Annotated in this window: 24 protein-coding genes; 11 read left to right on the top strand and 13 right to left on the bottom strand. The window is 54.5% G+C overall.

Translation table 11 applies throughout. The annotated features are described in order from the left end of the window. The first annotated feature begins 147 nt into the window (after positions 1 to 147). The 4 genes from hemA to Q4501_RS03330 are packed head-to-tail and all read left to right on the top strand — an operon-like array spanning position 148 to position 4,120. Positions 148 to 1,437: a glutamyl-tRNA reductase gene (hemA, locus tag Q4501_RS03345; protein WP_303594147.1), complete on the top strand. Its 1,290-nt coding sequence runs from the start codon at positions 148 to 150 to the stop codon at positions 1,435 to 1,437. After that, on the top strand, positions 1,434 to 2,522 hold the full coding sequence (gene prfA, locus Q4501_RS03340) for a peptide chain release factor 1 (protein WP_303594146.1): 1,089 nt from the start codon (positions 1,434 to 1,436) through the stop codon (positions 2,520 to 2,522). Before hemA ends, prfA begins: the two co-directional genes overlap by 4 nt. Continuing rightward, complete coding sequence (prmC, locus tag Q4501_RS03335) at positions 2,512 to 3,378, top strand: peptide chain release factor N(5)-glutamine methyltransferase (protein ID WP_303594144.1); 867 nt, start codon at positions 2,512 to 2,514, stop codon at positions 3,376 to 3,378. Before prfA ends, prmC begins: the two co-directional genes overlap by 11 nt. Next, entirely contained in the window at positions 3,368 to 4,120 is a 753-nt protein-coding gene (locus Q4501_RS03330) for a molybdopterin-synthase adenylyltransferase MoeB (RefSeq protein WP_303594143.1), read from the top strand. Before prmC ends, Q4501_RS03330 begins: the two co-directional genes overlap by 11 nt. A 141-nt stretch (positions 4,121 to 4,261) precedes the next feature. Here the strand turns inward: Q4501_RS03330 and phrB are convergent, their stop codons facing one another. Continuing rightward, on the bottom strand, positions 4,262 to 5,680 hold the full coding sequence (gene phrB / locus Q4501_RS03325; protein WP_303594141.1) for a deoxyribodipyrimidine photo-lyase: 1,419 nt from the start codon (positions 5,678 to 5,680) through the stop codon (positions 4,262 to 4,264). A 156-nt stretch (positions 5,681 to 5,836) separates the two neighbouring features. Here phrB and Q4501_RS03320 point away from each other — a divergent pair, with 156 nt between their 5' ends. The 6 genes from Q4501_RS03320 to Q4501_RS03295 are packed head-to-tail and all read left to right on the top strand — an operon-like array spanning position 5,837 to position 10,447. Further along, a complete protein-coding gene (locus Q4501_RS03320) occupies positions 5,837 to 6,646 on the top strand; it encodes a hypothetical protein (protein WP_303594139.1) in 810 nt (269 codons plus the stop codon). A gap of 51 nt (positions 6,647 to 6,697) precedes the next feature. After that, positions 6,698 to 7,558, top strand: a complete 861-nt coding sequence (locus Q4501_RS03315) for a mechanosensitive ion channel family protein (RefSeq protein ID WP_303594359.1) — start codon at positions 6,698 to 6,700, stop codon at positions 7,556 to 7,558. Further along, positions 7,539 to 8,036 (top strand): ATP-dependent zinc protease, encoded by a 498-nt coding sequence (locus Q4501_RS03310; RefSeq protein WP_303594138.1) that lies wholly within the window; start codon positions 7,539 to 7,541, stop codon positions 8,034 to 8,036. The genes Q4501_RS03315 and Q4501_RS03310 overlap by 20 nt, the downstream gene beginning before the upstream one ends. Next, positions 8,033 to 8,938 carry a 30S ribosomal protein S6--L-glutamate ligase gene (gene rimK, locus Q4501_RS03305; RefSeq protein ID WP_303594137.1) on the top strand — a complete coding sequence of 302 codons (906 nt, stop codon included), beginning with the start codon at positions 8,033 to 8,035 and terminating at the stop codon, positions 8,936 to 8,938. Before Q4501_RS03310 ends, rimK begins: the two co-directional genes overlap by 4 nt. A 3-nt stretch (positions 8,939 to 8,941) precedes the next feature. Then, positions 8,942 to 10,006, top strand: a complete 1,065-nt coding sequence (locus Q4501_RS03300; RefSeq protein WP_303594135.1) for a succinylglutamate desuccinylase/aspartoacylase family protein — start codon at positions 8,942 to 8,944, stop codon at positions 10,004 to 10,006. A 15-nt stretch (positions 10,007 to 10,021) separates the two neighbouring features. Then, positions 10,022 to 10,447, top strand: coding sequence for a secondary thiamine-phosphate synthase enzyme YjbQ (locus tag Q4501_RS03295; RefSeq protein WP_303594133.1), 426 nt, complete (start codon positions 10,022 to 10,024; stop codon positions 10,445 to 10,447). Between the two features lie 15 nt (positions 10,448 to 10,462). Here Q4501_RS03295 and amn read toward each other — a convergent pair whose 3' ends face one another. The 5 genes from amn to Q4501_RS03270 all read right to left on the bottom strand — a co-directional run bounded on the left by amn (position 10,463) and on the right by Q4501_RS03270 (position 14,622). Beyond that, positions 10,463 to 11,938 carry an AMP nucleosidase gene (gene amn, locus Q4501_RS03290; RefSeq protein ID WP_303594131.1) on the bottom strand — a complete coding sequence of 492 codons (1,476 nt, stop codon included), beginning with the start codon at positions 11,936 to 11,938 and terminating at the stop codon, positions 10,463 to 10,465. 104 nt (positions 11,939 to 12,042) lie between these two features. Then, positions 12,043 to 12,693 carry a hypothetical protein gene (locus tag Q4501_RS03285; protein ID WP_303594129.1) on the bottom strand — a complete coding sequence of 217 codons (651 nt, stop codon included), beginning with the start codon at positions 12,691 to 12,693 and terminating at the stop codon, positions 12,043 to 12,045. A gap of 48 nt (positions 12,694 to 12,741) precedes the next feature. Further along, positions 12,742 to 12,921: a hypothetical protein gene (locus tag Q4501_RS03280; RefSeq protein WP_303594127.1), complete on the bottom strand. Its 180-nt coding sequence runs from the start codon at positions 12,919 to 12,921 to the stop codon at positions 12,742 to 12,744. A 36-nt stretch (positions 12,922 to 12,957) separates the two neighbouring features. Next, positions 12,958 to 14,010, bottom strand: a complete 1,053-nt coding sequence (locus Q4501_RS03275) for a hypothetical protein (RefSeq protein ID WP_303594125.1) — start codon at positions 14,008 to 14,010, stop codon at positions 12,958 to 12,960. Between the two features lie 33 nt (positions 14,011 to 14,043). Further along, entirely contained in the window at positions 14,044 to 14,622 is a 579-nt protein-coding gene (locus tag Q4501_RS03270; RefSeq protein ID WP_303594123.1) for a TetR-like C-terminal domain-containing protein, read from the bottom strand. Between the two features lie 141 nt (positions 14,623 to 14,763). On the opposite strand from Q4501_RS03270, the gene Q4501_RS03265 reads away from it, so the two are divergent. Then, complete coding sequence (locus Q4501_RS03265; RefSeq protein ID WP_303594121.1) at positions 14,764 to 15,951, top strand: multidrug effflux MFS transporter; 1,188 nt, start codon at positions 14,764 to 14,766, stop codon at positions 15,949 to 15,951. A gap of 128 nt (positions 15,952 to 16,079) precedes the next feature. Here the strand turns inward: Q4501_RS03265 and Q4501_RS03260 are convergent, their stop codons facing one another. From Q4501_RS03260 to Q4501_RS03230, 7 genes are all read right to left on the bottom strand, one after another. Next, complete coding sequence (locus Q4501_RS03260) at positions 16,080 to 16,598, bottom strand: DUF421 domain-containing protein (RefSeq protein WP_303594119.1); 519 nt, start codon at positions 16,596 to 16,598, stop codon at positions 16,080 to 16,082. Between the two features lie 129 nt (positions 16,599 to 16,727). Continuing rightward, positions 16,728 to 17,144 carry a PaaI family thioesterase gene (locus Q4501_RS03255; RefSeq protein WP_303594118.1) on the bottom strand — a complete coding sequence of 139 codons (417 nt, stop codon included), beginning with the start codon at positions 17,142 to 17,144 and terminating at the stop codon, positions 16,728 to 16,730. 104 nt (positions 17,145 to 17,248) lie between these two features. Continuing rightward, a complete protein-coding gene (locus tag Q4501_RS03250) occupies positions 17,249 to 17,908 on the bottom strand; it encodes an NADPH-dependent FMN reductase (RefSeq protein WP_303594117.1) in 660 nt (219 codons plus the stop codon). 92 nt (positions 17,909 to 18,000) lie between these two features. After that, positions 18,001 to 18,471 (bottom strand): hypothetical protein, encoded by a 471-nt coding sequence (locus Q4501_RS03245; protein WP_303594116.1) that lies wholly within the window; start codon positions 18,469 to 18,471, stop codon positions 18,001 to 18,003. Positions 18,472 to 18,568: 97 nt separating this feature from the next. Next, a complete protein-coding gene (locus Q4501_RS03240) occupies positions 18,569 to 19,126 on the bottom strand; it encodes a GNAT family N-acetyltransferase (protein ID WP_303594115.1) in 558 nt (185 codons plus the stop codon). A gap of 164 nt (positions 19,127 to 19,290) precedes the next feature. Next, on the bottom strand, positions 19,291 to 19,521 hold the full coding sequence (locus tag Q4501_RS03235; protein WP_303594113.1) for a hypothetical protein: 231 nt from the start codon (positions 19,519 to 19,521) through the stop codon (positions 19,291 to 19,293). A 98-nt stretch (positions 19,522 to 19,619) separates the two neighbouring features. Beyond that, positions 19,620 to 19,754 carry a hypothetical protein gene (locus tag Q4501_RS03230; protein WP_303594111.1) on the bottom strand — a complete coding sequence of 45 codons (135 nt, stop codon included), beginning with the start codon at positions 19,752 to 19,754 and terminating at the stop codon, positions 19,620 to 19,622. Positions 19,755 to 20,183: the final 429 nt, after the last annotated feature.

The following is a 20,183-nucleotide window of genomic DNA, read 5'->3' as shown; positions in this document are numbered from 1 at the left end:
GCATAAGCTCCTGTTCTTGCCCAACCTGTCCGCACTTCCCGAAGCACTGGCTGTTTGGGGTGGCAGCTGAAGGCTCTGGCGGCTAAAATGCCTGCAAAATGGCGCTTGTTTACACAGCTCACCGTTAAAGGATTGTATAACCATTAAATGGCACTGCTAACGCTGGGAATCAACCATCGCACCGCCCCTGTTGAGTTACGGGAGCGAGTTGCCTTTACGCCTGAGCGTATGTCCGAGGCGTTTTCTGAGCTGCGTGCGGCTTCTGGCGCCACTGAGGCGGCCATTCTTTCTACCTGTAATCGCACTGAACTCTACCTGGCGGGCGATGACGACTGCGCGCCGTTGGTGTTGCGCTGGCTGGCAGGCTTCCACGATCTGGAGGCAGCCGAGCTCGAAGAAGTGCTCTATATTCATCGCGATGCAGATGCGGTGCGGCACATGATGCGGGTTGCCGCCGGGCTGGATTCCATGGTTTTGGGTGAGCCCCAGATATTCGGCCAGCTGAAGGATGCCTATGCTCTGGCCCGGGAACACGGCGGGAGTGGATCCTTCTTGTCCCGCATGTTTGAGCAAACCTTCTCCGTTGCCAAACGCGTTCGAACACAGACCGCCATTGGCGAGAATCCGGTTTCTGTGGCTTATGCCGCCGTGAGCATGGCCCATCGTATTTTTGCGGATATGTCGAAGAATAAGGCGCTGCTGATTGGCGCAGGCAAAACCATCGAATTGGTTGCACGCCACCTTGCCGATGCCGGCGTAAAGGATTTCATTGTTGCTAACCGCACCCTGGAACGCGCTCAGGCGCTGGCAGAATCCAGAGGCGGCCGGGGTATCACCCTATCGGAGATTCCGGATTATCTTGCGGATGTCGATATCATTATTTCATCCACTGCCAGCCCACTGCCTATTCTTGGCAAGGGCGCGGTTGAGCGTTCGCTTAAAAAACGCAAGCACCGGCCGTTTTTCATGGTGGATATTGCTGTGCCCAGGGATATTGAGCCCGAAGTGGCTTCCCTGGCGGATGTGTATCTCTATACCGTTGATGATTTGCGCCAGGTGATCGAAGAAAATCTTCGTACCCGCGAGGGCGCGGCCCGTGAAGCGGAAAATCTCATAACTGCCGGTGTGCAGGAGTTCCTCAGCCAGCTCCGCGCACTGGATGCGGTTTCTACGCTGAAACAGTTCCGGCAGCGTGCGGAAGTGTTGCGAGATCTGGAAACCGAAAAAGCCCTGCGCGCTTTGCGTAATGGCGGCGATCCCGAAACAGCGTTGCGCAGCCTGGCGCGAGGCCTTACAAACAAACTCCTGCATGAGCCTTCGATACAGGTTCGCAAGGCCACCACCGAAGGGCGCGCCGAGGTGACTGAATGGCTCAGAGAGCTGCATCAGCTTGATGTGTTGGACGCAGACGCGACGACCACCCCGGAAAAACTATGAAACCATCGATACAGTCCCGCCTCGAGCAACTAATTGAACGCTACGAGGAGGTGAGTGCTTTGCTCAGCGATCCGGCAACCATCGCCCAACAGGACAAGTTTCGGGAATTGTCCCGGGAGTATTCCGAGATTGAGCCTGTGGTGCAGTGCTTCAAGTCGTGGAAACAATCGCTGGAGGATGTCAGCGAGGCAAAGGAGCTGGCCAAAGACGGCGATGCGGATATGCGCGAAATGGCCGCAGAAGAACTCGAAACTGCTGAGCAGAAAACCGAAGAACTGGATGAAGAACTGCAGCGCCTGATGCTGCCAAAAGACCCCAATGATGGCAAAAACGTGTTCCTGGAAATCCGTGCGGGGACCGGTGGTGATGAAGCTGCCATTTTTGCCGGAGATCTTTTTCGCATGTACAGCCGCTATGCTGAGCGCAGGCGCTGGCAGGTCGAAGTACTGAGTGAGAACGAGGGCGAGCACGGTGGTTTCAAAGAAGTGATTGCCCGTGTTGCGGGTGACGCTGTTTACGGTGCGCTGAAATTTGAATCCGGCGCACACCGGGTACAAAGGGTGCCCGAAACCGAATCTCAGGGTCGTATTCACACCTCTGCCTGTACCGTTGCCGTTATGCCAGAAGCCGATGAGGCCGAAGCAATCGAGATCAACAAAGCCGACTTGCGCGTGGATACGTTCCGTTCCTCGGGTGCGGGTGGCCAGCACGTTAACAAAACCGACTCCGCCATCCGGATTACCCACCTGCCAACCGGTATTGTGGTGGAGTGTCAGGAAGAGCGCTCGCAGCATAAAAACCGGGCCAAAGCCATGAGCTTTCTGGCCTCCAGGCTACAGAATGTTGAAACTGAGCGGCAGCAGAAAACCATGGCCGAAACCCGCAAAAGCCTTGTGGGCAGCGGCGACCGCTCTGAACGTATCCGCACTTATAACTTCCCCCAGGGCCGGGTAACGGACCATCGGATCAATCTCACCCTTTACAAGCTTGATGATGTGATTGCGGGTGATCTGGATGCCGTGGTTGTGCCGCTTCAGCAAGAGCATCAGGCGGAGCTTCTGGCCACGCTTTCTGATGACGAGTAAATCCTCACTTACCTGCAGCGAGTTACTGGACCGTGCCGTGTCCCGGATTGCCGGTGATACTGCGCGGCTCGATGCCGAGTTGCTTCTTGCCCAGGTAACCGGCCTGAGCCGCTCTGGCTTCCGGGCTTTTCCCGAGCGCGAAGTGAGTGCTCCGCTGGCGACAGAATTTGAAGACCTTGTAAAAAAGCGTGTGCAGGGGATGCCAGTCGCCTACCTGTTAGGTCATCAGGAGTTCTGGTCACTTCCATTCAAAGTCAGCAGCAGCACTCTCATTCCACGCCCGGATACGGAATGTCTGGTGGAGCAGGCGCTGGAATTGCCTTTGCCTGCCCATGCCCGAGTTGTTGATCTTGGTACTGGTACCGGGGCCATCGCTCTGGCACTGGCCAGCGAGCGGCCTGGCTGGGTAATCAGCGCCTGTGACCTGATGGACGATGCGGTGGCATTGGCTCAGGCAAATGCCAGCCAGCTGGAGTTGCCGGTGGACGTTTTTCGAAGCCGCTGGTTTGCCGGGTTGCCCGCTGGCCGTTTTGACCTGATTGTCTCCAATCCACCTTACATCGCTTCAGGCGACCATCACCTCGGCGAAGGCGATGTTCGCTTTGAGCCGGCCACTGCGCTGGTATCCGGAGCGGATGGACTTGATGATATCCGCCTGATTGTGAGTGAAGCGCCTGACTGGTTGAATGCAGAAGGCTGGCTGCTTCTGGAGCACGGATTTGATCAGGCCGATGCTGTTCGAGGGCTGCTCACCACCCGAGGGTTTGCTAAGGTGGAAAGCCGGAAAGACTACGGCGGTAACGACCGCATGACCCTGGGGCAGTGGCCCCGAAAAGGAGCCCTCCATGCTCAATGATGAAGAACTCCTGCGCTTCAGTCGCCAGATTTTGATGCCGCGTTTTGATATCGCCGGCCAGGAAGCTTTGAAATCCGCCCGAGTACTGGTGGTCGGCGCCGGCGGCCTGGGCTGCCCGGTTTCGCTTTATCTGGGTGCAGCGGGAGTTGGCCACATAACACTGGTAGATGATGACGTTATTGAACTGGCCAACCTGCAGCGGCAGATAGCGTTTGAGACGGCCCAGATTGGTCAATCAAAAGCAGAAACCCTGGCTGCCCGGGTGCGCAGTATCAATCCGGCAGTGTCCATTTCTGTGGTTAACCGTCGCCTTGAGCAGGACGACTTCGCCCGGGAAGTTGCCGAGGCCAGTCTTGCTTTAGATTGTTCCGATAATTTCGCCACCCGGTTTGCGCTGAACCGCGCCTGTGTAGCTGCGGGCGTTCCGCTCGTTTCAGGCGCAGCCATCCGAGGTGAGGGCCAGCTCAGCGTCTACGACAGCCGTGATCCCGAATCCCCGTGTTACCACTGTTTATATCCAGAGCAAGGCAATGAAGACCTGACCTGTTCTGAGGCAGGCGTGATCGCGCCGCTTGTTGGTATGATCGGTTCTGCCCAGGCCATGGAGGCTATCAAGGTAATTTCCGGCGTAGGCAAGCCACTTGTGGGCCGGTTGCTGATTCTGGATGCCTGGGAAATGCAGTGGCGTGAAATGAAGCTTACAAAAGACCCCGATTGTCCGGTTTGTGGCTCGAAACATTAACAGTCTGGCCGAAGCGGGTGCGGGAGGGGACCCTCCAAAACACGCTGTGAATACGTCCTTGTACGCTCGGCTCCGCCATCCATGGCTCCGCACGGTTTTGGAAGCTCCCCTCCCACGCCCGCTTCTACACTGTTTATCAGTCTAGTCTTTTAGTGCCTGGAACTTCGCGATTGCCTCTTTTCTGCTCTCTTTCAAATCAACAATAGGCCGGGGATACCCGCCAGGAATAACACCGCCTTTTGACGGATCGTGAATGCGCTTGTTATCCAGCTTCGCCAACTCAGGTACCCACTCGCGGATAAACTCGCCCTTTGGATCAAAACGCTCGCTCTGGGTAACCGGGTTGAACACCCGAAAGTAAGGCGCTGAGTCTGTGCCGGTCGATGCGCTCCACTGCCAGCCGCCGTTGTTGGAGGCCAGGAAGCCGTCCACCAGTTTTGACATAAAATAAGCCTCTCCCAGCCGCCAGTCGATAAACAGATTTTTCGTCAGAAACATCGCCGTGACCATACGCAAACGGTTGTGCATCCAGCCGGTCTGGTTGAGCTGGCGCATGGCGGCGTCTACCAGAGGGATGCCGGTTTTGCCGGCTTTCCACGCCTCGAAATGCTTATCTGGATCATTCCATTGTAATGCTTCGGTCTCGGGCTTGAAGGCGCGGTGCATGCTCACCCGAGGGCAGTGGTAAAGGGTATGGATATAGAAATCCCGCCAGGCGATCTCATTAACCCAGGTAGCCAGGCCTTCCTGGTTGCCACCCATTCCCTGTGCTTGGCGCGCTGCAATCAGGCACTGTCGGCCGGAGAGTACGCCGTTTGCCAGGTAAGGGGAGAGCTGACTGGTGCCATCAAAAGCAGGGAAGTCTCTGCGTTCCTTGTAGGTGCCACCATGCTCGCTGAGGAAGTGCTCCAGCTGTGAGTGAGCAGCATTCTCACCGGTTTCTACCAGAGCTGGCGGGGCACCTTCAAAGCCTTCAGGAATGTTTGTAATACGCTCAGGCTGAATGGCCTTGCCCTGGGGTTCAGCTACCGGGTATAGCGTGGGATGGGTTTCATCAATCCAGGTACGCCAGCGACGGGAAAAGGGTGTAAACACGGAATAGGGTTCACCCTGGCCGGTCAGTATTTCGCCTACAGGCGCTACCGTCTGGTCGCGGTACTTGCGGGTAGTGATACCCAGTTCATCAAAGCGGTGCTTCACCGTCTTGTCGCGTTTGCGCTCGTTGATGCCATACTCTTCATTGAAGTGTAGCGTGCTGACACTGTGTTCCCGGCAATGGCTTTCAAGGGCGTTGATGCTGTCGCTGAAACGTTCAGCCTCGATAAACGTAAGCGGTATACCGAGCTCTGCCAGTTGCTCAGCCAGAGCGTTAGCGTGGGCAACAACGAACTGAACCCGCGCCGGTGACCAGTCGTGCTCCTGCCATTGCGCGGGCGTCAGAATGAAACAGGCTCGAACGCCTGTGTTACCGCCCGCTGCTCGGGATTCTTTGCAGGCGGCGGTGAGGGCGGCGTTGTCGGCTATTCGCAGGTCGTTTCTGAACCATACCAGTTGCGTCATAGTCTGTTCCGTATCGGTTTCCGGCTTTGAATGTAAGGGTAATTACATCGCACTGAGGTAATAAAATCACATAGTTGGATATTCGCCCAGGGTCGCTGATTGGATTATAGTTGTTCCAACTTTACCTGCAGTATTCGTCGGAGATTTACAGCGTTTATGGATACTGAAACCGAAAGCCGGCGTGACGGTGAATGGGCTCAACCCTATCAGCTTTTGTCTGGCCAAACCCAGCACCATAGGCTTGGGCATGTTCGGTTGTGGGTCACCCTACTGGATAAAGAATGGCAAGTGCGCACGGAAACCCGGGAGCCGGAAACCGACCCAGTGGGCTGGACCGAGTCCATAGGCCATCACCTGCCACATACAAGCGCATCTTTGCAGCGCTTTATCCGGGAGGGCGATTCGTCAACGGTTACTTTCGTACCGGCGGTGGCTAACCTTCCGACGGTCATTCGTCCTTATCACCCATTGACCATTCCCGGCGGTGCCCGCTGTACCATCTACGTGGGAACGGTTGTCTGGATGAAAGTCTGTGTCGGGCAGAGTCAGACGCTTCTCACCGAAATTCCCCTAGAGGTTCCTTCTCTTACTTGGGTGGGGCGAAACACCATGGAAGGCGAGCTGTGCTATGCGTCGTCAAACTTTGGCCGGCTAGTGCTGGAGGCAGTGCCAAAGCGGCCATGGCGGGCGGTGACACCGGTCACGATTATTAATCGCAGGACCGAGCCCCTGATGTTGGAACGCTTCAGCCTGCCCACGCCACTGCTGTCGCTACACCGGAGTGAGCGCGGGGAGCTCTGGACACCGGGTGTGGTGGTAGAAGTAGCAACCGATATGAGTTCAGCAAGCCTGCATGTTGATGAGGGCTTACTCAAGTCTGCGGGTCCATGCCAGCAAGTGGCGCCGGCCCGGGAAAGAGCCAGCAGAGGGCGCCTGGTGCGAGCCATCGACCGGGTGTTTGGTTAATGCATATTCTGCGGAGTAATCATTGTGGCTGAAGGGCTGAAAACGGGTGCGATGAATTTCTTTTCCGGCGTAGCCTGGGGGCAGTGGATCAGTACTGGCTTTTTGTTGGTGCTTGGCATAGTCCTCGCCTCGCTGGCTGCGCGCAGTGTGACAAAGGTGATGGCCAGTCGCAGTTCCCGGCATCACACCGTTATGGTCCGGCGGCTGGTGTTTTACGTCATCTTTTTACTGTTTGGCGTGGCGGCGCTCAGGGAAGCCGGGTTTTCGCTGGACGTCGTGTTGGGCGCGGCCGGTATTCTTACCGTCGCCATAGGTTTTGCGTCGCAGACGTCTGCCTCGAATATGATCAGTGGCCTCTTCCTGCTTGTCGAAAAACCGTTTGAAATCGGTGACTTCATTGAAGTGGAAGCCATCATGGGGGAAGTGGTCGGAATCGATATGCTCAGCGTAAAGCTACGCACCCGAGACAACCTGTACGTGCGCATTCCCAACGAAACCCTGATCAAAACGCCGGTTGTTAACCGTTCACGCTTTCCGATTCGTAGAATCGACCTTCAGGTTGGGATTGCCTATGCTGAAGATGCAGAGAAAGTAGAGGAGCTGTTGCTGGAGCTGGCAGAAAAGAACCCCATCTGCCTGGAAGAGCCTAAAGCCTTGGTGCTGGTAACTGCATTCGGCCCTTCTTCAGTGGATTTGCAGTTTTCCTTCTGGGTCCCGAAAGACAGGGTGCTTGAAGGTAAGAGCGGTATGTTGGTTGCCATAAAGAAAACTCTGGATAAAGCGGGTATAGAAATACCTTTCCCGCATACCAGTATTTATGCCGGTAGTCATTCCGAGCCCTTCCGCGTGCAGCTGATGGGGCCGGAAAAAGCCATTGAAAAGGAACCGTTGGATGTCGACAAAGACAGCTGAAGCCATCAAAACTGTAGAGCCGACCCCTGCTGACAACAAACTCAGCCTGGGCTGGCGGGAGTGGGTGGCACTGCCTGATCTGGATATCAGCCGTATCAAGGCAAAGGTGGATACGGGCGCACGTACCTCCTGCCTGCATACGTTTCGCACGGAGCCCTACACACAGGATGGCGAACGCCGGGTCCGGTTCTGGGTTCATCCGGTTCAGAATGATATGCATCAGGTAGTGGAGTGTGATGCCCGTGTTCTTGATGAGCGTGATGTATCAGACTCCGGTGGGCACAAGGAATTGCGGTTGGTAATCGAGACTACTCTGGTGCTTGGCGACCAGAGCTGGCCCGTTGAAATGACCCTGACAAACCGGGATACCATGCGGTTTCGCATGCTGATCGGGCGTACCGCGATGGCGGGCCGCACGATGGTTTATCCCGAAGCATCCTATCTCGCCGGGGAACCGGCTTTAAGGTCTGAAAAATGAAGATTGCAGTTCTATCCCGAAACCGGCATTTGTACTCTACCCGCCGCCTGGTGGAAGAGGGTATCAACCGTGGTCATCAGGTGAAGGTTATCGATTGCCTGCACTGCTCCATGAACATTACATCGGCCAATCCGCGGATTCACTACCACGAAGAAGTGCTGGAAGACTTCGACGTTGTGATTCCCCGTATCGGTGCCTCCGTTACCTTCTATGGCACAGCGGTTCTGCGCCAGTTTGAAATGATGGGAACCTTTCCGGTGAACGAATCGGTTGCGATCACGCGTTCACGGGACAAATTGCGCTCCTTGCAGTTGCTCGCCCGTAAAGGCGTCGGCATGCCCATAACCGGCTTTGCCAACAAGCCGGATAACGTACCGGAACTGCTGAAAATGGTGGGCGGTGCCCCGGTTGTTATCAAGTTGCTCCAAGGCACCCAGGGCATTGGCGTGGTGCTGGCGGAAACCCGCACGGCGGCTGAAAGTGTGATTGAGGCTTTCATGGGCCTTAAAGCGGATATTCTTGTGCAAGAATTCATCAAGGAAGCCGGTGGCGCGGATATCCGGTGTTTTGTTATCGGTGACAAAGTCATTGCTGCCATGAAGCGCCAGGGTGCCGAGGGTGAGTTCCGCTCCAATTTGCATCGCGGCGGCAGCGCCTCTCTGGTGCGTATTACACCGGAAGAGCGAAAAACAGCCGTTACCGCAGCCAAGTCCATGGGGCTCAACGTGGCGGGTGTCGATTTGCTGCGCTCCAGCCGTGGCCCATTGGTGATGGAAGTAAATTCCTCGCCCGGCCTGGAAGGGATTGAAAACGCCACGGGTAAAAACGTGGCGGGTATGATTGTGAACTGGATTGAAAAAAACCAGGCGCCCTGGCGCACCAAAACCAAAGGCAGAGGATAATCGATGGCGCGCGCGCCCTTTGAAATGGCCGGTGTGAAAGTTCAGGCGGGCACCCGGCAAACCATAGAAATCCCGGTCGCAAAGTTGTACACCCACACACCTTTGCACGTACCTGTGGAAATTGTGCACGGGCGCCGGGATGGCCCCGTTCTGATGGTGTGCGGAGCCATACACGGTGATGAAATTGCAGGCGTGGAAATTGTTCGCCGTGTGCTTACCAATTCGGCGCTTCGCCATCTGCGCGGCACTCTGGTAGCAGTGCCTATCGTGAATATCTTCGGGTTTGTACACCGCACACGTTATCTGCCAGACAGGCGCGACCTGAACCGCTGCTTTCCTGGCAGTGAGAGAGGTTCGCTTGGCGGGCGCATTGCGTACCTTTTGCGCACGCAGATTATGGAGCACGTAACGCACATCATCGATTTGCACACGGGTGCCATTCACCGCTTCAACCTGCCTCAGGTACGGGCTGAACTCAAAAACCCCGAAACCGCCCGCATGGCGGAAGCTTTTGGAGCACCGGTCATTATCGATGCAGGCCTGCGGGAGGGCAGTTTGCGTGCCTACGCAGATTCCCTGGATATTCCTGTCATTACTTACGAGGGCGGTGAAGCACTTCGTTTTGATGATGTTGTAATCGGCAGTGGTGCTAAAGGTGTGATGCGTGTCATGCGGGAACTGGAAATGGTTCCTCCACGCAAGGGCCGTAGCACAAAGAAAAAACGTTCAGAAATCGCTGCCAGCTCGCAGTGGGTGAGGGCAGAGATCGATGGCATCATGCGCCCCGTTGCGCAGCTCGGGCAAAAAGTACGTAAGGGCCAGAAACTCGCTATGGTAGCTGACCCCTTCGGCGAGTCTGAAACGGCGATTATGTCACCCTGCTCGGGCATTGTTATTTGTGTGAACAACCTGCCGCTGGTTAATGAAGGTGAGGCGATCTATCACATCGCCCGGTTTGACGAACTGAACGAAGCCGAGAAAGCCATGGACTATTTCCGTAGTTCTTTCGAGGCGGAAGTAAGCGAAGCCGTTGTACCCATGCACCCCTGGGACGAATTGCAGAAATAAACCACAGGAGCCTTCATGATCTGGGATCAGACGTTTATTGACCTGGCACCCCTGCCAAGAGGATTTCATCTGTTAAGCAATGAAATTCTTGCCCAGGCGCCGGACATGACCAACTGCGAAGTGGGGCTGCTGCATCTGTTTATCCAGCACACCTCCGCTTCGCTGGCGGTTAATGAGAACGCAGACCCGGACGTGCGCGGTGATCTTGAACGCCACTTTAACGTGATGGTGCCCGAGCGGGCACCGCACTATGAGCATGTGATGGAAGGGCCGGACGACATGCCGGCCCATATCAAGAGCATTCTTATAGGCCCATCGCTCACCCTGCCCGTGAACCATGGGCGCCTGGCGCTAGGGACATGGCAGGGCATCTATCTGTGCGAACACCGGGATAGCGCCGATGGCCGCCGCATAGTCGCTACGCTGCAAGGGCGCTGGTAAGCGCCAGGCCTATGCTTAGCGAAACGGCGGCTCGTCGAAGCTGCGCAGCTTGCGCGAGTGCAAGGTGTAACGCTCACTGCGCATCAGCTCCAGCGCGCGGATGCCGATATGCAAATGCTGGGTAACCGCACTTTCGTAGAAAGCGCTTGCTGCGCCCGGTAGCTTGATCTCACTGTGCAATGGTTTGTCGGAGACGCACAGCAAAGTGCCGTAAGGTACGCGAAACCGATAGCCTTGCGCGGCAATAGTGCCACTTTCCATATCCACCGCGATGGCGCGGGCCAGGTTTATCTGCGGGCGTTCCTGTGCCCAGCGCAGTTCCCAATTCCGGTCGTCGTAGGTTAATACCGTGCCGGTTCGCAGCCGGCGCCGGAGCGTGTCACCCTCATCGCCAGTGATCTCCGCAGCAGCCTGCTGCAATACTTGCTGTACCTCGGCCAATGCGGGTAATGGAATGTTCGGTGGCAGCACCCGGTCAAGAATGCCGTCCCGGCGCATATAAGCATGGGCCAGCACGTAATCACCAATTACCTGTGATTGCCGCAGCCCGCCGCAGTGACCGATCATCAGCCAGCAGTGCGGGCGGGTTACGGCCAGATGATCGGTAATGTTCTTGGCGTTGGAAGGCCCTACGCCAATGTTGACCAGAGTAATACCCTGGCCAGGCTCGGATGCTTTCAGGTGGTAGGCTGGCATCTGGAATTTGTGCCAGACCACAGAATCGACAAGCGCCTGCATTTCTTCATCGGCCATGCCCCGCTCAATCACCACATTGCCGGGCAATACCATACTCTGAAAGCGCGATTCGCCTTGCAGCATGTCCAGCCCATGGCGAATAAACTGGTCGACATAGCGATGATAGTTGGTCAGCAGTATCCAGCGTTGCACGTGCTGCCAGTCACTGCCGGTGTAGTGCACCAGGCGCCGTAATGAAAAATCCGTGCGGGCAGCATCGAACAGAGCCAGCGGCATCTGTTCCAGTTCCTGCCAGTCGTAAAGGCCGTCGGCAACGCCATCGTCGGTGGCGGAAAGATCTGTACTGGGGAATACCCGCGCCAACTCGCTGGCGGTGACGCCCGAACCGCCCAGCTCGTCACCCCGATCAACAACATAGGGGTAGGGAATGTTGACCTGGCTCCGTCCTACCTCCACCACGACCGTGAAATCCCGCATTATGTGCCCAAGCTGTCTCTCCAGGTAACGCCTGAAGGCCTCTGGCTGAGTCACTGTCATACTGTAGATGCCGGGCACTTGCAGCCGGGCATAGGCACGTACGCTACTGGGTACTTCGCCCTGGGACTGGTACGTCAGGCGCAGCTCCGGGTACCGGAAGGTGCATTGGGAGTCCTGCGGTAGCTGGCGGTCAACAAGGTACTGCTTCAGCGCCGCACGCAATTCGCTGGTAGCTTGCTCATACAGGGCAGCAAGACGATCAACCGCAGCCTCGGCGGTGGTCACTACAACAAAATCATCATCACAAGATGGTGTCACGACGGGCCTCAGAGTTGTTTGATGGTTTTTAAGGAGGGTTACCTCTTGACGTAACTTTAGTAAAACCTCGAAAGGTTACGTTCTTTGTGTGTTCTCATGCAGGCTTACATATTCCACGCAATTTCGTTGCGCAGCTTTTCAACAGAGTCTTTATCACGGCCCGCAACTGCAAGATAAAGAAACGAGCCCCCGTTATCCATTTCGACGCATTTTACAGCGGCCCTGTTAGCCCCTGAGTTGCCATAAACGTAGGTTCCGTTTCGAACAACCGATGAAAAACTGAGTGAATCAAGAGCCGCTACGCCTCTTTGAGCGCAGACTGCTGCTGAGACGTTCAGCACTTCATGGTGCGACCATAAGTTGGGCGGTGAACCGGGGGAGCCTGCCGGGAATGAACTTGATGCAGTAGCTGGCCGCTCCTCGCTCTTGAAGTTAGGCCATGTAAGTTCCGACATCCAAAAATGAGCACCGATGTTGACAGCGATGACGAAAACGATAACCCCGTAAAACCAAAAGAACCGATCCCGGTAGCGTTGAAGAAACCAAAAGAACAGAAGGCCGGTCGCCGCATCAACGAGAAAGTTGATAAGAAGTGCCAAGAGGGCATAGTCGGCCCAACCAAAGAAGAGGCCACCAAGCAGGCCAAGCACCAGGAAGCTTCCGGCATAAATAAACGCGGTAGTTACAGGCCGACCATGGTCGAGCAGGTGCTTGATGCAGAGTAAAAGAATCGCAAATTTGAGAAACAAGCCCAAAACACTATCTCCAAAAGTCCCTTTCAGACTCAGGTCGAGCGTGCGCAGTTAGTTGCTTTCGCGTCGAGGGCCTGGCTTGAAAAGTTTAAACCATGCGATTAAACCCGCTGTCGTACCGAAGCCCAGAAAAGCGAAAAATTCTGCGGCGCTGTAGTCGCCAACTTCATGCATTAGCCCCAATACAACCAAGAGAAACGTTGCGATGGTGCCAATAACTCTTAATTTCATACACTGACCCCTAAAATTTGCGTGCCCATATTCTTATTAATTGTGATCATGCGGTGGCGGACCCTCGCCTCCGGGAGGGGGGCCGACGGGACCTCCTCTACCGGGTGGTCCACCGGGGCCGCCTTTGACGGTTGCGCCCATGTAGCAGGTTAAAACCCCGTTCAGCTCGGGAGACCTGGCATGATAATGGTAGCCATATTCATCGGTGGTATGGCCGTTACAGGCATCCAGGTCGCCAACTTTGCCGATGTCTTCACTATCAAGAACGCCGTGAATTAAATACCCGTCCATGGCAACTGCGAAGGGGGCCGTTTCGCCATCGGGTGCCTCACCAACCTCGCCACAACCGGTCGCAGCGTGCATGTGGTAACCCTCGAACGGATTAACGTGGCCACCACAGTCATCAAATGCGGCGATGGTGTGCGCGCCCAAAATTGCATCCACGGGAGCAGCCGCATCAATGCGGACGCCATTGAAAGATACGCCGAGCGGCGCTCTGGCGGGAATCGCTTCATCCTGTCGCACCGGGGAGACAGGGATCTGTACGGTCGTTGTGACAGGTTCGCCGTCTTCGAGCCATTCCATGCGCCCTTCAACGCAGTAGTTCTCGTATTCTTCCGCCACATCAGGGCGCGCTGCTGCTTCGAAAGCTTCCCTGGTGTCGGTGACGTGCACATGGCCATGGCCATCGTGAAGCATCCACTGGTCATCGTTGTAGATGGATGGCAGGTCGAGGATAAATTCACCTGTGACATCGTAAAGGTTTTCACCGTCCAGCCAGATACCGACCTCCTCTTCCGTGGCCGTTGTGGTTCTAGGGCAAAAAGGCCCTACTTCATGGTCGGCAGGCGTACCCGCAACGGTGATCTCGTAGCAGGATGTTTCCGTTCCATCGGAGAGGGTGCAATCGACTATGGATACGTCTTTCGCCAGTGCGCCTGGCATAAAGAGGCTTGGCCAGCCGGCGGTTGCGTCAGGTACAGCACTGGGTTTTGCTGAACTGCCCATGCAACCTGTGAGGACTAAAACCAGGCCTAGAAGGGTAGTGGCATAAACGCGAGGCATAAAAGTGACTGGTCGCGATTTCATCGGGTTTCTCCTAAAAAACTGTCCCTGAGCCAGTCAAGCGACAAAAATTTCATTCGCAATGTCCCGGGCAAGGCGTGCATCCACAGGCTCACCATTGAGTAGGGCATACCAGAATGCCCCGTGAATGAAGTTGGATAGCATTTTGACATCACGGGTGCGGGAAAGCTCGCCTTGATCTTGCGCCCGTTGTAACAAATCGATCACCAGGACTTCCCTCGGCTTAACGAAGCGCTCCCTCAAAGCTTCACGAAATGCCGGGTCGTCCTGTGCAGCAGCGATTAATGAGCGAATAGGGCTGCCACTCTCTTTTAGGTGTGTGAATACCTGGATCAGGAAGGCCTCAAGCTGCAATTTACAGCTTTTGTTCGGGTTATGGAGGGGGGCGTCAGCATAGTGCCCTGTTTCTTCGAATACGGCTTCAAGGACCAAGTCCGCCTTGGTGCTCCAGCGATTGTATAACGTTTGGCGCGCCACGCCGGCGGCACTGGCAATGGCAGCAATACTGACCTTGTTATATCCACGCTCACGCACCAATTTGAGTGTCGCCGCCTTGATAGAGGCCGCCGCGTCTGCGTCTCGTGGCCGTCCCCCTGAGTGTTTTTCTTCGCTCATTCTCGTCGCCTGAATGGGATTGCTCAAGTGCTAGTGTATTAAGTTTATAGACTGCGGTCTACTATCTAGATAGACTGCAGTCTAAAAACCTACTCCGAACTTCAGAGTGGGGCTGATTTCCCGCTTTTCTGGTAATTAAATATGCTGAAACCAACACTTACCTCCAGGCACGCTGCCGGCATAACCGCAGTGCTTGGCTTGCTCTCGCTTTTTCCACCGCTCGCCACTGATATGTACCTTTCTGCTCTTGGTGATATTGCTGAGGCGATGAACGCGACCTCCTCTGCTACAGAGTTGTCACTGTCTGTGTTTTTTCTCGGCTTGTGTGTGGGGCAGTTGATTATAGGGCCATTGATCGATAGCCATGGGCGGAAAGGGCCTCTACTGGGCGCAACGGCGTTATTTGTTGTGACTTCTGTTGCTCTGCCGCTGGTCAAGCACATTGAGGTGTTTAATGTGTTGCGATTTTTACAGGCGCTCGGTGCCTGTGGTGGGATGGTGGTTGGTAGAGCTGTAGTCAATGATTTATACGAAGGGCGTGAAGCGGCCAAGGTGATGACGGTTCTGGTGATGCTGCTAACCATTGGCCCCATAGTTTCGCCAATTCTGGGTAGCCTGTTGCTTGAGGCCTATGGGTGGCGCTCGAATTTTGTTGTCATGATTCTTGTCGGCTTGTTAGCGCTGGTACTGTCTTTGTTTATCGTGCCCGAAACACTGGCACCTCAAAACCGTATTGCAGCACCCTTTCGGACGGGTAGCCGGACTGCAGTTAAATTGTTGAGACAGCGGGATTTCATAGTGCCAACCTTGATTGCGGGCCTTGTGCAAGGGGGGATGTTTGCTTTTATTACAGGGTCTTCGGGTGTATTCCAGGGCGTGTTCAATTTGGGTCCCCTGGCATACGCGGGTGTGTTTGCCGGAATCGCGACGGCTTTGCTTGTGTTTGGGAAAGTGAATACCCGGTTGCTGGACCATTTTTCTGCGCGGCAGATATTAAAAACAGGTTTGCCATGCTATGTGGCATTTGCGCTTATTCTGACTCTGCTTTCAGGTACCCGTGAGTTGTGGGTATTCATTCCACCACTTTGGCTGGCCATCGGCATGGTGGGCTTGCTCTCCGCCAACGCCATGGCCCTGTCGATGGGGGCTGCACGACACAGCGCAGGTATAGGTTCTGCTGTATTGGGTGCAATCCAGTTTGGTATTGCTTTCACTGTATCGTCCAGTGTTGCACTGGGTGGAAGTGATTCGCCCCTGCCGATGGCTCTGGGGCTATTGCTCCCTGCCAGTGCTGCATTGCTGCTTTCGGTGAGGGCAAAGGCAGTGTAAGAGGAGGGCAGACTCCCATTTGGAGCCGTGAAGCAGCGGCCGCCAGGCCGGGGAGTGCAAAGTCGATTTGAGCCGTTTGATATGCGGATGTCTCCCGTGTGAGAAATGTTCAAATACGATGCCATTGGCTACTTGATGAACCTTGCCCCCTGGAGCAAATCGTCGGAGAAGTTACCTCCGTGGAGTACAGAGATATCACCGGTAGTCTCAAGAATTACAGCGTGGACGGATGAGAAATTACATACATTTGCTTCCCGTAGCTTTGCTATAAGGTCATCTCTTGATACGCGCGTCTTGGCTAGGGCATCGTCAAAAATCACTCCGTCCCGCATGAGAATAACTGGCTCGTTCTGCATTATGCTCTTGAGCTTGTCAGACGATTTGCGGGCAAACGCCGCAGAGAACTGAACTACGAAAAGAGCGGCCATAGCAACTGATGACTGAAGAAACGCATTCCAATTCGTTGATTGACTAGAACTCGCAACAAGGGAACCCATGGCCACGGTCATCACAAAGTCAAAACTCGTCATCTTTGAAAACGATCTTAGGCCGTTGACACGTACCAATGTAACGACCCAAACGATAGCCAACGTCGCAAGAACGCCACCTCGGAGAATCGAATCGAACGTGGGCTGAGAGACAAACATTGATACTCCTGTGTTTTGTTAGTGCGGTTGATGTTGTCGCGGGCTTTACCCCGTTACTGCGCACGCTCCTGAAGCGTCGTATAGCGCTGAACACAGCGGCGGCCACCAAGCGCGTACTGGTGAGGATTGTTATATTTTTGGGCTGACCTTGTTGATGGTACCTTGGGCAACTGCAATCGTACGTTCACCACCATCGTCGCCAACAGCAACCACTGTGCACTGGCAAACAGCCTGGTTTTTCCCCGAAGACAGAACGCTGGCTTTGGCTATTAATTTTTTACCTAAAGCTGGTCGAAGATAGTTGATCTTGTACTCGGAAGTCACCGAGTCTCCCAAAACCGAACCACCCGCATAAGTTAATGCATTGTCGGCAAGGTAACTGACAACGCCTCCATGAACGAAACCGTGTTGCTGCTTCAGCTCGTCACGCACAACCAGTGTAAGAACCGCCGTGCCCGGCTCAAATATTTCAAGCTCGGTACCGAGCATGACGCTGAACGGCTGACTGGCCAATATAGCCTTACCAAACCCGAATAACTCACTCATGATTGGCAAATCCTTTAGATATAACCCCCGGCTCACACGCAGGTTTGGCGCCGCTGGGTGGTGGAAAACCGGTCGCCATGGAGCCGGTTGTTATTTGAATCACATTAAGGCGCGTTGCGTTCGGATGGATCCGTCTTAAAATCCCTTACCAGGTTATGCGGATCAACCTGCGCTCGATATTCCTTCGCAGCCTGAGCCCACCAAATCAATTGGGTGAACGTTCGACCAAAATAATCGAACCAAGAGCCTTGATCCTCATGGGGCTGCACCGAGCCATCCGCCGTAAAGATTTCCTGTGCCTTGGGCACATGAATCATTGCAGAAACTGGCAGGCAGCCGAGCTCTGAGAGAAACGTACGCATTGCGACCGCTGCACGCATGCCGCCCCATTGCCCTGCTGAATAGGTAACAATCGCACTTGGCTTGTAGGAGAACAAGGAGCTACCAAAGTGGTTCAACAGGTTAGCAAGCGCCGGGCTCATCGAATGATTATATTCAGGGCTGACCATAACAAATCCATCGGCACTTTCTATCTTCTCTGCCAATTGGTTGAGCTCCGCAGGCGCTTTGCTTCGTGGGTAAGCGAAGTGCGGTTTGAAGACGGGTTCTGCTGGATAATCCAAAGCATCAACCAGCTCTATCTCATATTCGGGATATTGACTGTTCAGGCATTCGAGAACCGCTTCTGTAACCCGAACACCCAGGCGTGCCGGCTTCGGAGGGGTGCTATCGCGTACGGTGCCCAAGAAAACCAAAAATTTCATTCGAAACTCCTTTTGGTAGCAGTGCCCCATAGCGCTGATATAAGCGGCGGCCCGACAGGGCCGTCCGGTGGAGGCAGCAGGCCGGCACGAACTTAATTGACTGGTTGACTGGCGCTGCCATCATAATAAGACCTTAGCACCCGATGACGATGCGTGAAGATTAAGCGGTAAACAGGTGCCAGAACATATTCCAGTATCGGCAACCTGCACTGGAACTCGACGGTATCTGTGATCTGGGGCAACGCCTCATTTATCCTGATGTCTCGACGATGGTGCCACACCTTATTGGTTATGGAGCTCGACGATTCCATAAAACCCCGTTGGCGATCAATAGAGCTAAAAAAGAATGTGTGCCGATCGATGGGAAGGATGCCGAAAAGGAGTATCCAGCTTGAGAAGAGCACCTTGCCCGTAGGCCATTCAAAGATTGGCTTACATGACCATCCTGAGGGTGCCGTCATGTAGATGAGAGGACTCAATTCCCAATTCACACCCTTCATGGTGAGAAGTCCATCGACATCTTCGGGACTGATTTTCAGATTGCTCGATACTTCAAATTTCACTGATGTCTTCCATGACAGTTAACGCTTTGGTTTAGCGGCGGTCCGATATGGACGTCCGGTGTAGGCCCATCGGGCCAGAGCGAATTTAATGCAATGGTTAGGCTTTTATACCCCACTGCTCTCGTCGTAACCGGTAAAGTACATGCGGCCGCAAGGGGTTGTTCTCAGGCACGCCAGGATGCTCAAACTGGCCACTGCACTCCATGCCTATGCGCTCCATGACCCGACGCGATCGCTGATTGCCAACTGTGGTAAAGGAGACAATCTCGGGAAGCTCTAAATGTTGAAACGCAACATGCAGCGCACCACGAGCAGCCTCTGATGCATAGCCTTTCCCCCAGTGAGCTGACGATAACCGCCAACCAATCTCGACACACGGAGAAAAAGGCAGCGTTGCAGTGGGTACGTGCAGTCCACAAAAACCAATAAACGGCTCGGCACCCTTGACCTCGACTGCCCAGAATCCCCAACCGCGCTGTTCTATGAGTGAGCCAATTTTCTCCGCCATCTCAATACTTGCCTGGCCGCTCAGCGGTTCGGGAAAGTACTCCATGACCTTTGGATCGCCGTTCAGCGTGGCGAACGGCTTGAAATCGTTTTCTTGCCATTGCCGCAAACACAGCCGTTCGGTCTCAAATTCTATTAACTTTGCCATAGCAGGGTGTGCCTTGTTAGCATCTAGCGCTCTCCGGCCCATTTCCCGTCAACATTGATAATCTTGCACGGATATTCAGCTTCGTGTCTTTTATTGTTTCCTTGACAATCTATCAAAGAGTTCTCTATCGCGTGCTTTATTGAGGTTCTATTGGACTTCCAGGATCAGGCACCTACATCAGATTGAGCAAACGCTTTATGTTGGGTTGCATAGACATAGTCCTCCCGGTAAGACTTCAAGGCCTGGTTCGTCATGATCGAGGCCTCTCCAGCGGCCTTATGCTCAAATGTAGGCTCGACGATTTCGCCTGAACTTGTTGCTGCCGGAATGGGTTGTTCATATGTTGCACATCCAACCAGCAAAGCAATAAATACGATGAGGATTCCCGATCTCAAGTCTGACTCCTTGATTGATGCTTGTGCCAACGGCATTCGCGGCTGCGTTTGTTTGGAATTGCGGGCGGGGGCGCCATCAGTATTCTTTTGATCGATAGTTATTTATCAACTTCATTTTTCGAGTCAAAATCTTTGTCGAGGACGCTCATTTCCTTTAATTTCTTTTCTAACGCATCGATTCTGAAATAACAAAAACCAGCAAGCAAAAAACCAAGTATTCCGAAAGCTTCCATTCGAGTTTTCCTTTTGTGATATCCGGTGCCTGTAACTTTCCAGTGAAGGGCGCAGACACGTAGGCAAAAAATAGCGAGGCGGCCCTGTTTGTATGCGCTCTGGCGAATGAGGTAGCTGAAGTGCAGATTGGACCTCCCCAATAAAATGGACACGCTCCATCTGGACTTCCCCCGATCAAACTTCAGTGGGTGCCCATAGCTAAACTAATTATGATAATGCGCGCGTTGTAACAAATCGATTATCGGGAGTTCTCTCGGCTTTACTCAGCGCTCCCTGGCAGAGCGACACTCCGGCTGTTGCTGAAAGTAAGGTCAATGTGAGAGGAGCCAGACCCAGATTTTGGGGCCGCGAAGCGCCTTTAAACGGTCGGTGTACAGACGCTGAAACTGATCTCGCGGCTGTAAGATTATTGCAGCGCTGCGTGGGGC

The sequence above is a fragment of the Marinobacter sp. 2_MG-2023 genome (genome assembly GCF_030546935.1).
Taxonomy (GTDB): domain Bacteria; phylum Pseudomonadota; class Gammaproteobacteria; order Pseudomonadales; family Oleiphilaceae; genus Marinobacter.
This window is presented reverse-complemented; position numbering and strand designations above follow the sequence as displayed.

Coding starts and splice junctions, on each gene's coding strand:
- hemA (WP_303594147.1), top strand. CDS start 148: ATGGCACTGCTAACGCTGGGAATCAACCATCGCACCGCCCCTGTTGAG.
- prfA (WP_303594146.1), top strand. CDS start 1,434: ATGAAACCATCGATACAGTCCCGCCTCGAGCAACTAATTGAACGCTAC.
- prmC (WP_303594144.1), top strand. CDS start 2,512: ATGACGAGTAAATCCTCACTTACCTGCAGCGAGTTACTGGACCGTGCC.
- Q4501_RS03330 (WP_303594143.1), top strand. CDS start 3,368: ATGCTCAATGATGAAGAACTCCTGCGCTTCAGTCGCCAGATTTTGATG.
- phrB (WP_303594141.1), bottom strand. CDS start 5,680: ATGACGCAACTGGTATGGTTCAGAAACGACCTGCGAATAGCCGACAAC.
- Q4501_RS03320 (WP_303594139.1), top strand. CDS start 5,837: ATGGATACTGAAACCGAAAGCCGGCGTGACGGTGAATGGGCTCAACCC.
- Q4501_RS03315 (WP_303594359.1), top strand. CDS start 6,698: ATGAATTTCTTTTCCGGCGTAGCCTGGGGGCAGTGGATCAGTACTGGC.
- Q4501_RS03310 (WP_303594138.1), top strand. CDS start 7,539: ATGTCGACAAAGACAGCTGAAGCCATCAAAACTGTAGAGCCGACCCCT.
- rimK (WP_303594137.1), top strand. CDS start 8,033: ATGAAGATTGCAGTTCTATCCCGAAACCGGCATTTGTACTCTACCCGC.
- Q4501_RS03300 (WP_303594135.1), top strand. CDS start 8,942: ATGGCGCGCGCGCCCTTTGAAATGGCCGGTGTGAAAGTTCAGGCGGGC.
- Q4501_RS03295 (WP_303594133.1), top strand. CDS start 10,022: ATGATCTGGGATCAGACGTTTATTGACCTGGCACCCCTGCCAAGAGGA.
- Q4501_RS03280 (WP_303594127.1), bottom strand. CDS start 12,921: ATGAAATTAAGAGTTATTGGCACCATCGCAACGTTTCTCTTGGTTGTA.
- Q4501_RS03275 (WP_303594125.1), bottom strand. CDS start 14,010: ATGAAATCGCGACCAGTCACTTTTATGCCTCGCGTTTATGCCACTACC.
- Q4501_RS03270 (WP_303594123.1), bottom strand. CDS start 14,622: ATGAGCGAAGAAAAACACTCAGGGGGACGGCCACGAGACGCAGACGCG.
- Q4501_RS03265 (WP_303594121.1), top strand. CDS start 14,764: ATGCTGAAACCAACACTTACCTCCAGGCACGCTGCCGGCATAACCGCA.
- Q4501_RS03260 (WP_303594119.1), bottom strand. CDS start 16,598: ATGTTTGTCTCTCAGCCCACGTTCGATTCGATTCTCCGAGGTGGCGTT.
- Q4501_RS03255 (WP_303594118.1), bottom strand. CDS start 17,144: ATGAGTGAGTTATTCGGGTTTGGTAAGGCTATATTGGCCAGTCAGCCG.
- Q4501_RS03250 (WP_303594117.1), bottom strand. CDS start 17,908: ATGAAATTTTTGGTTTTCTTGGGCACCGTACGCGATAGCACCCCTCCG.
- Q4501_RS03240 (WP_303594115.1), bottom strand. CDS start 19,126: ATGGCAAAGTTAATAGAATTTGAGACCGAACGGCTGTGTTTGCGGCAA.
- Q4501_RS03230 (WP_303594111.1), bottom strand. CDS start 19,754: ATGGAAGCTTTCGGAATACTTGGTTTTTTGCTTGCTGGTTTTTGTTAT.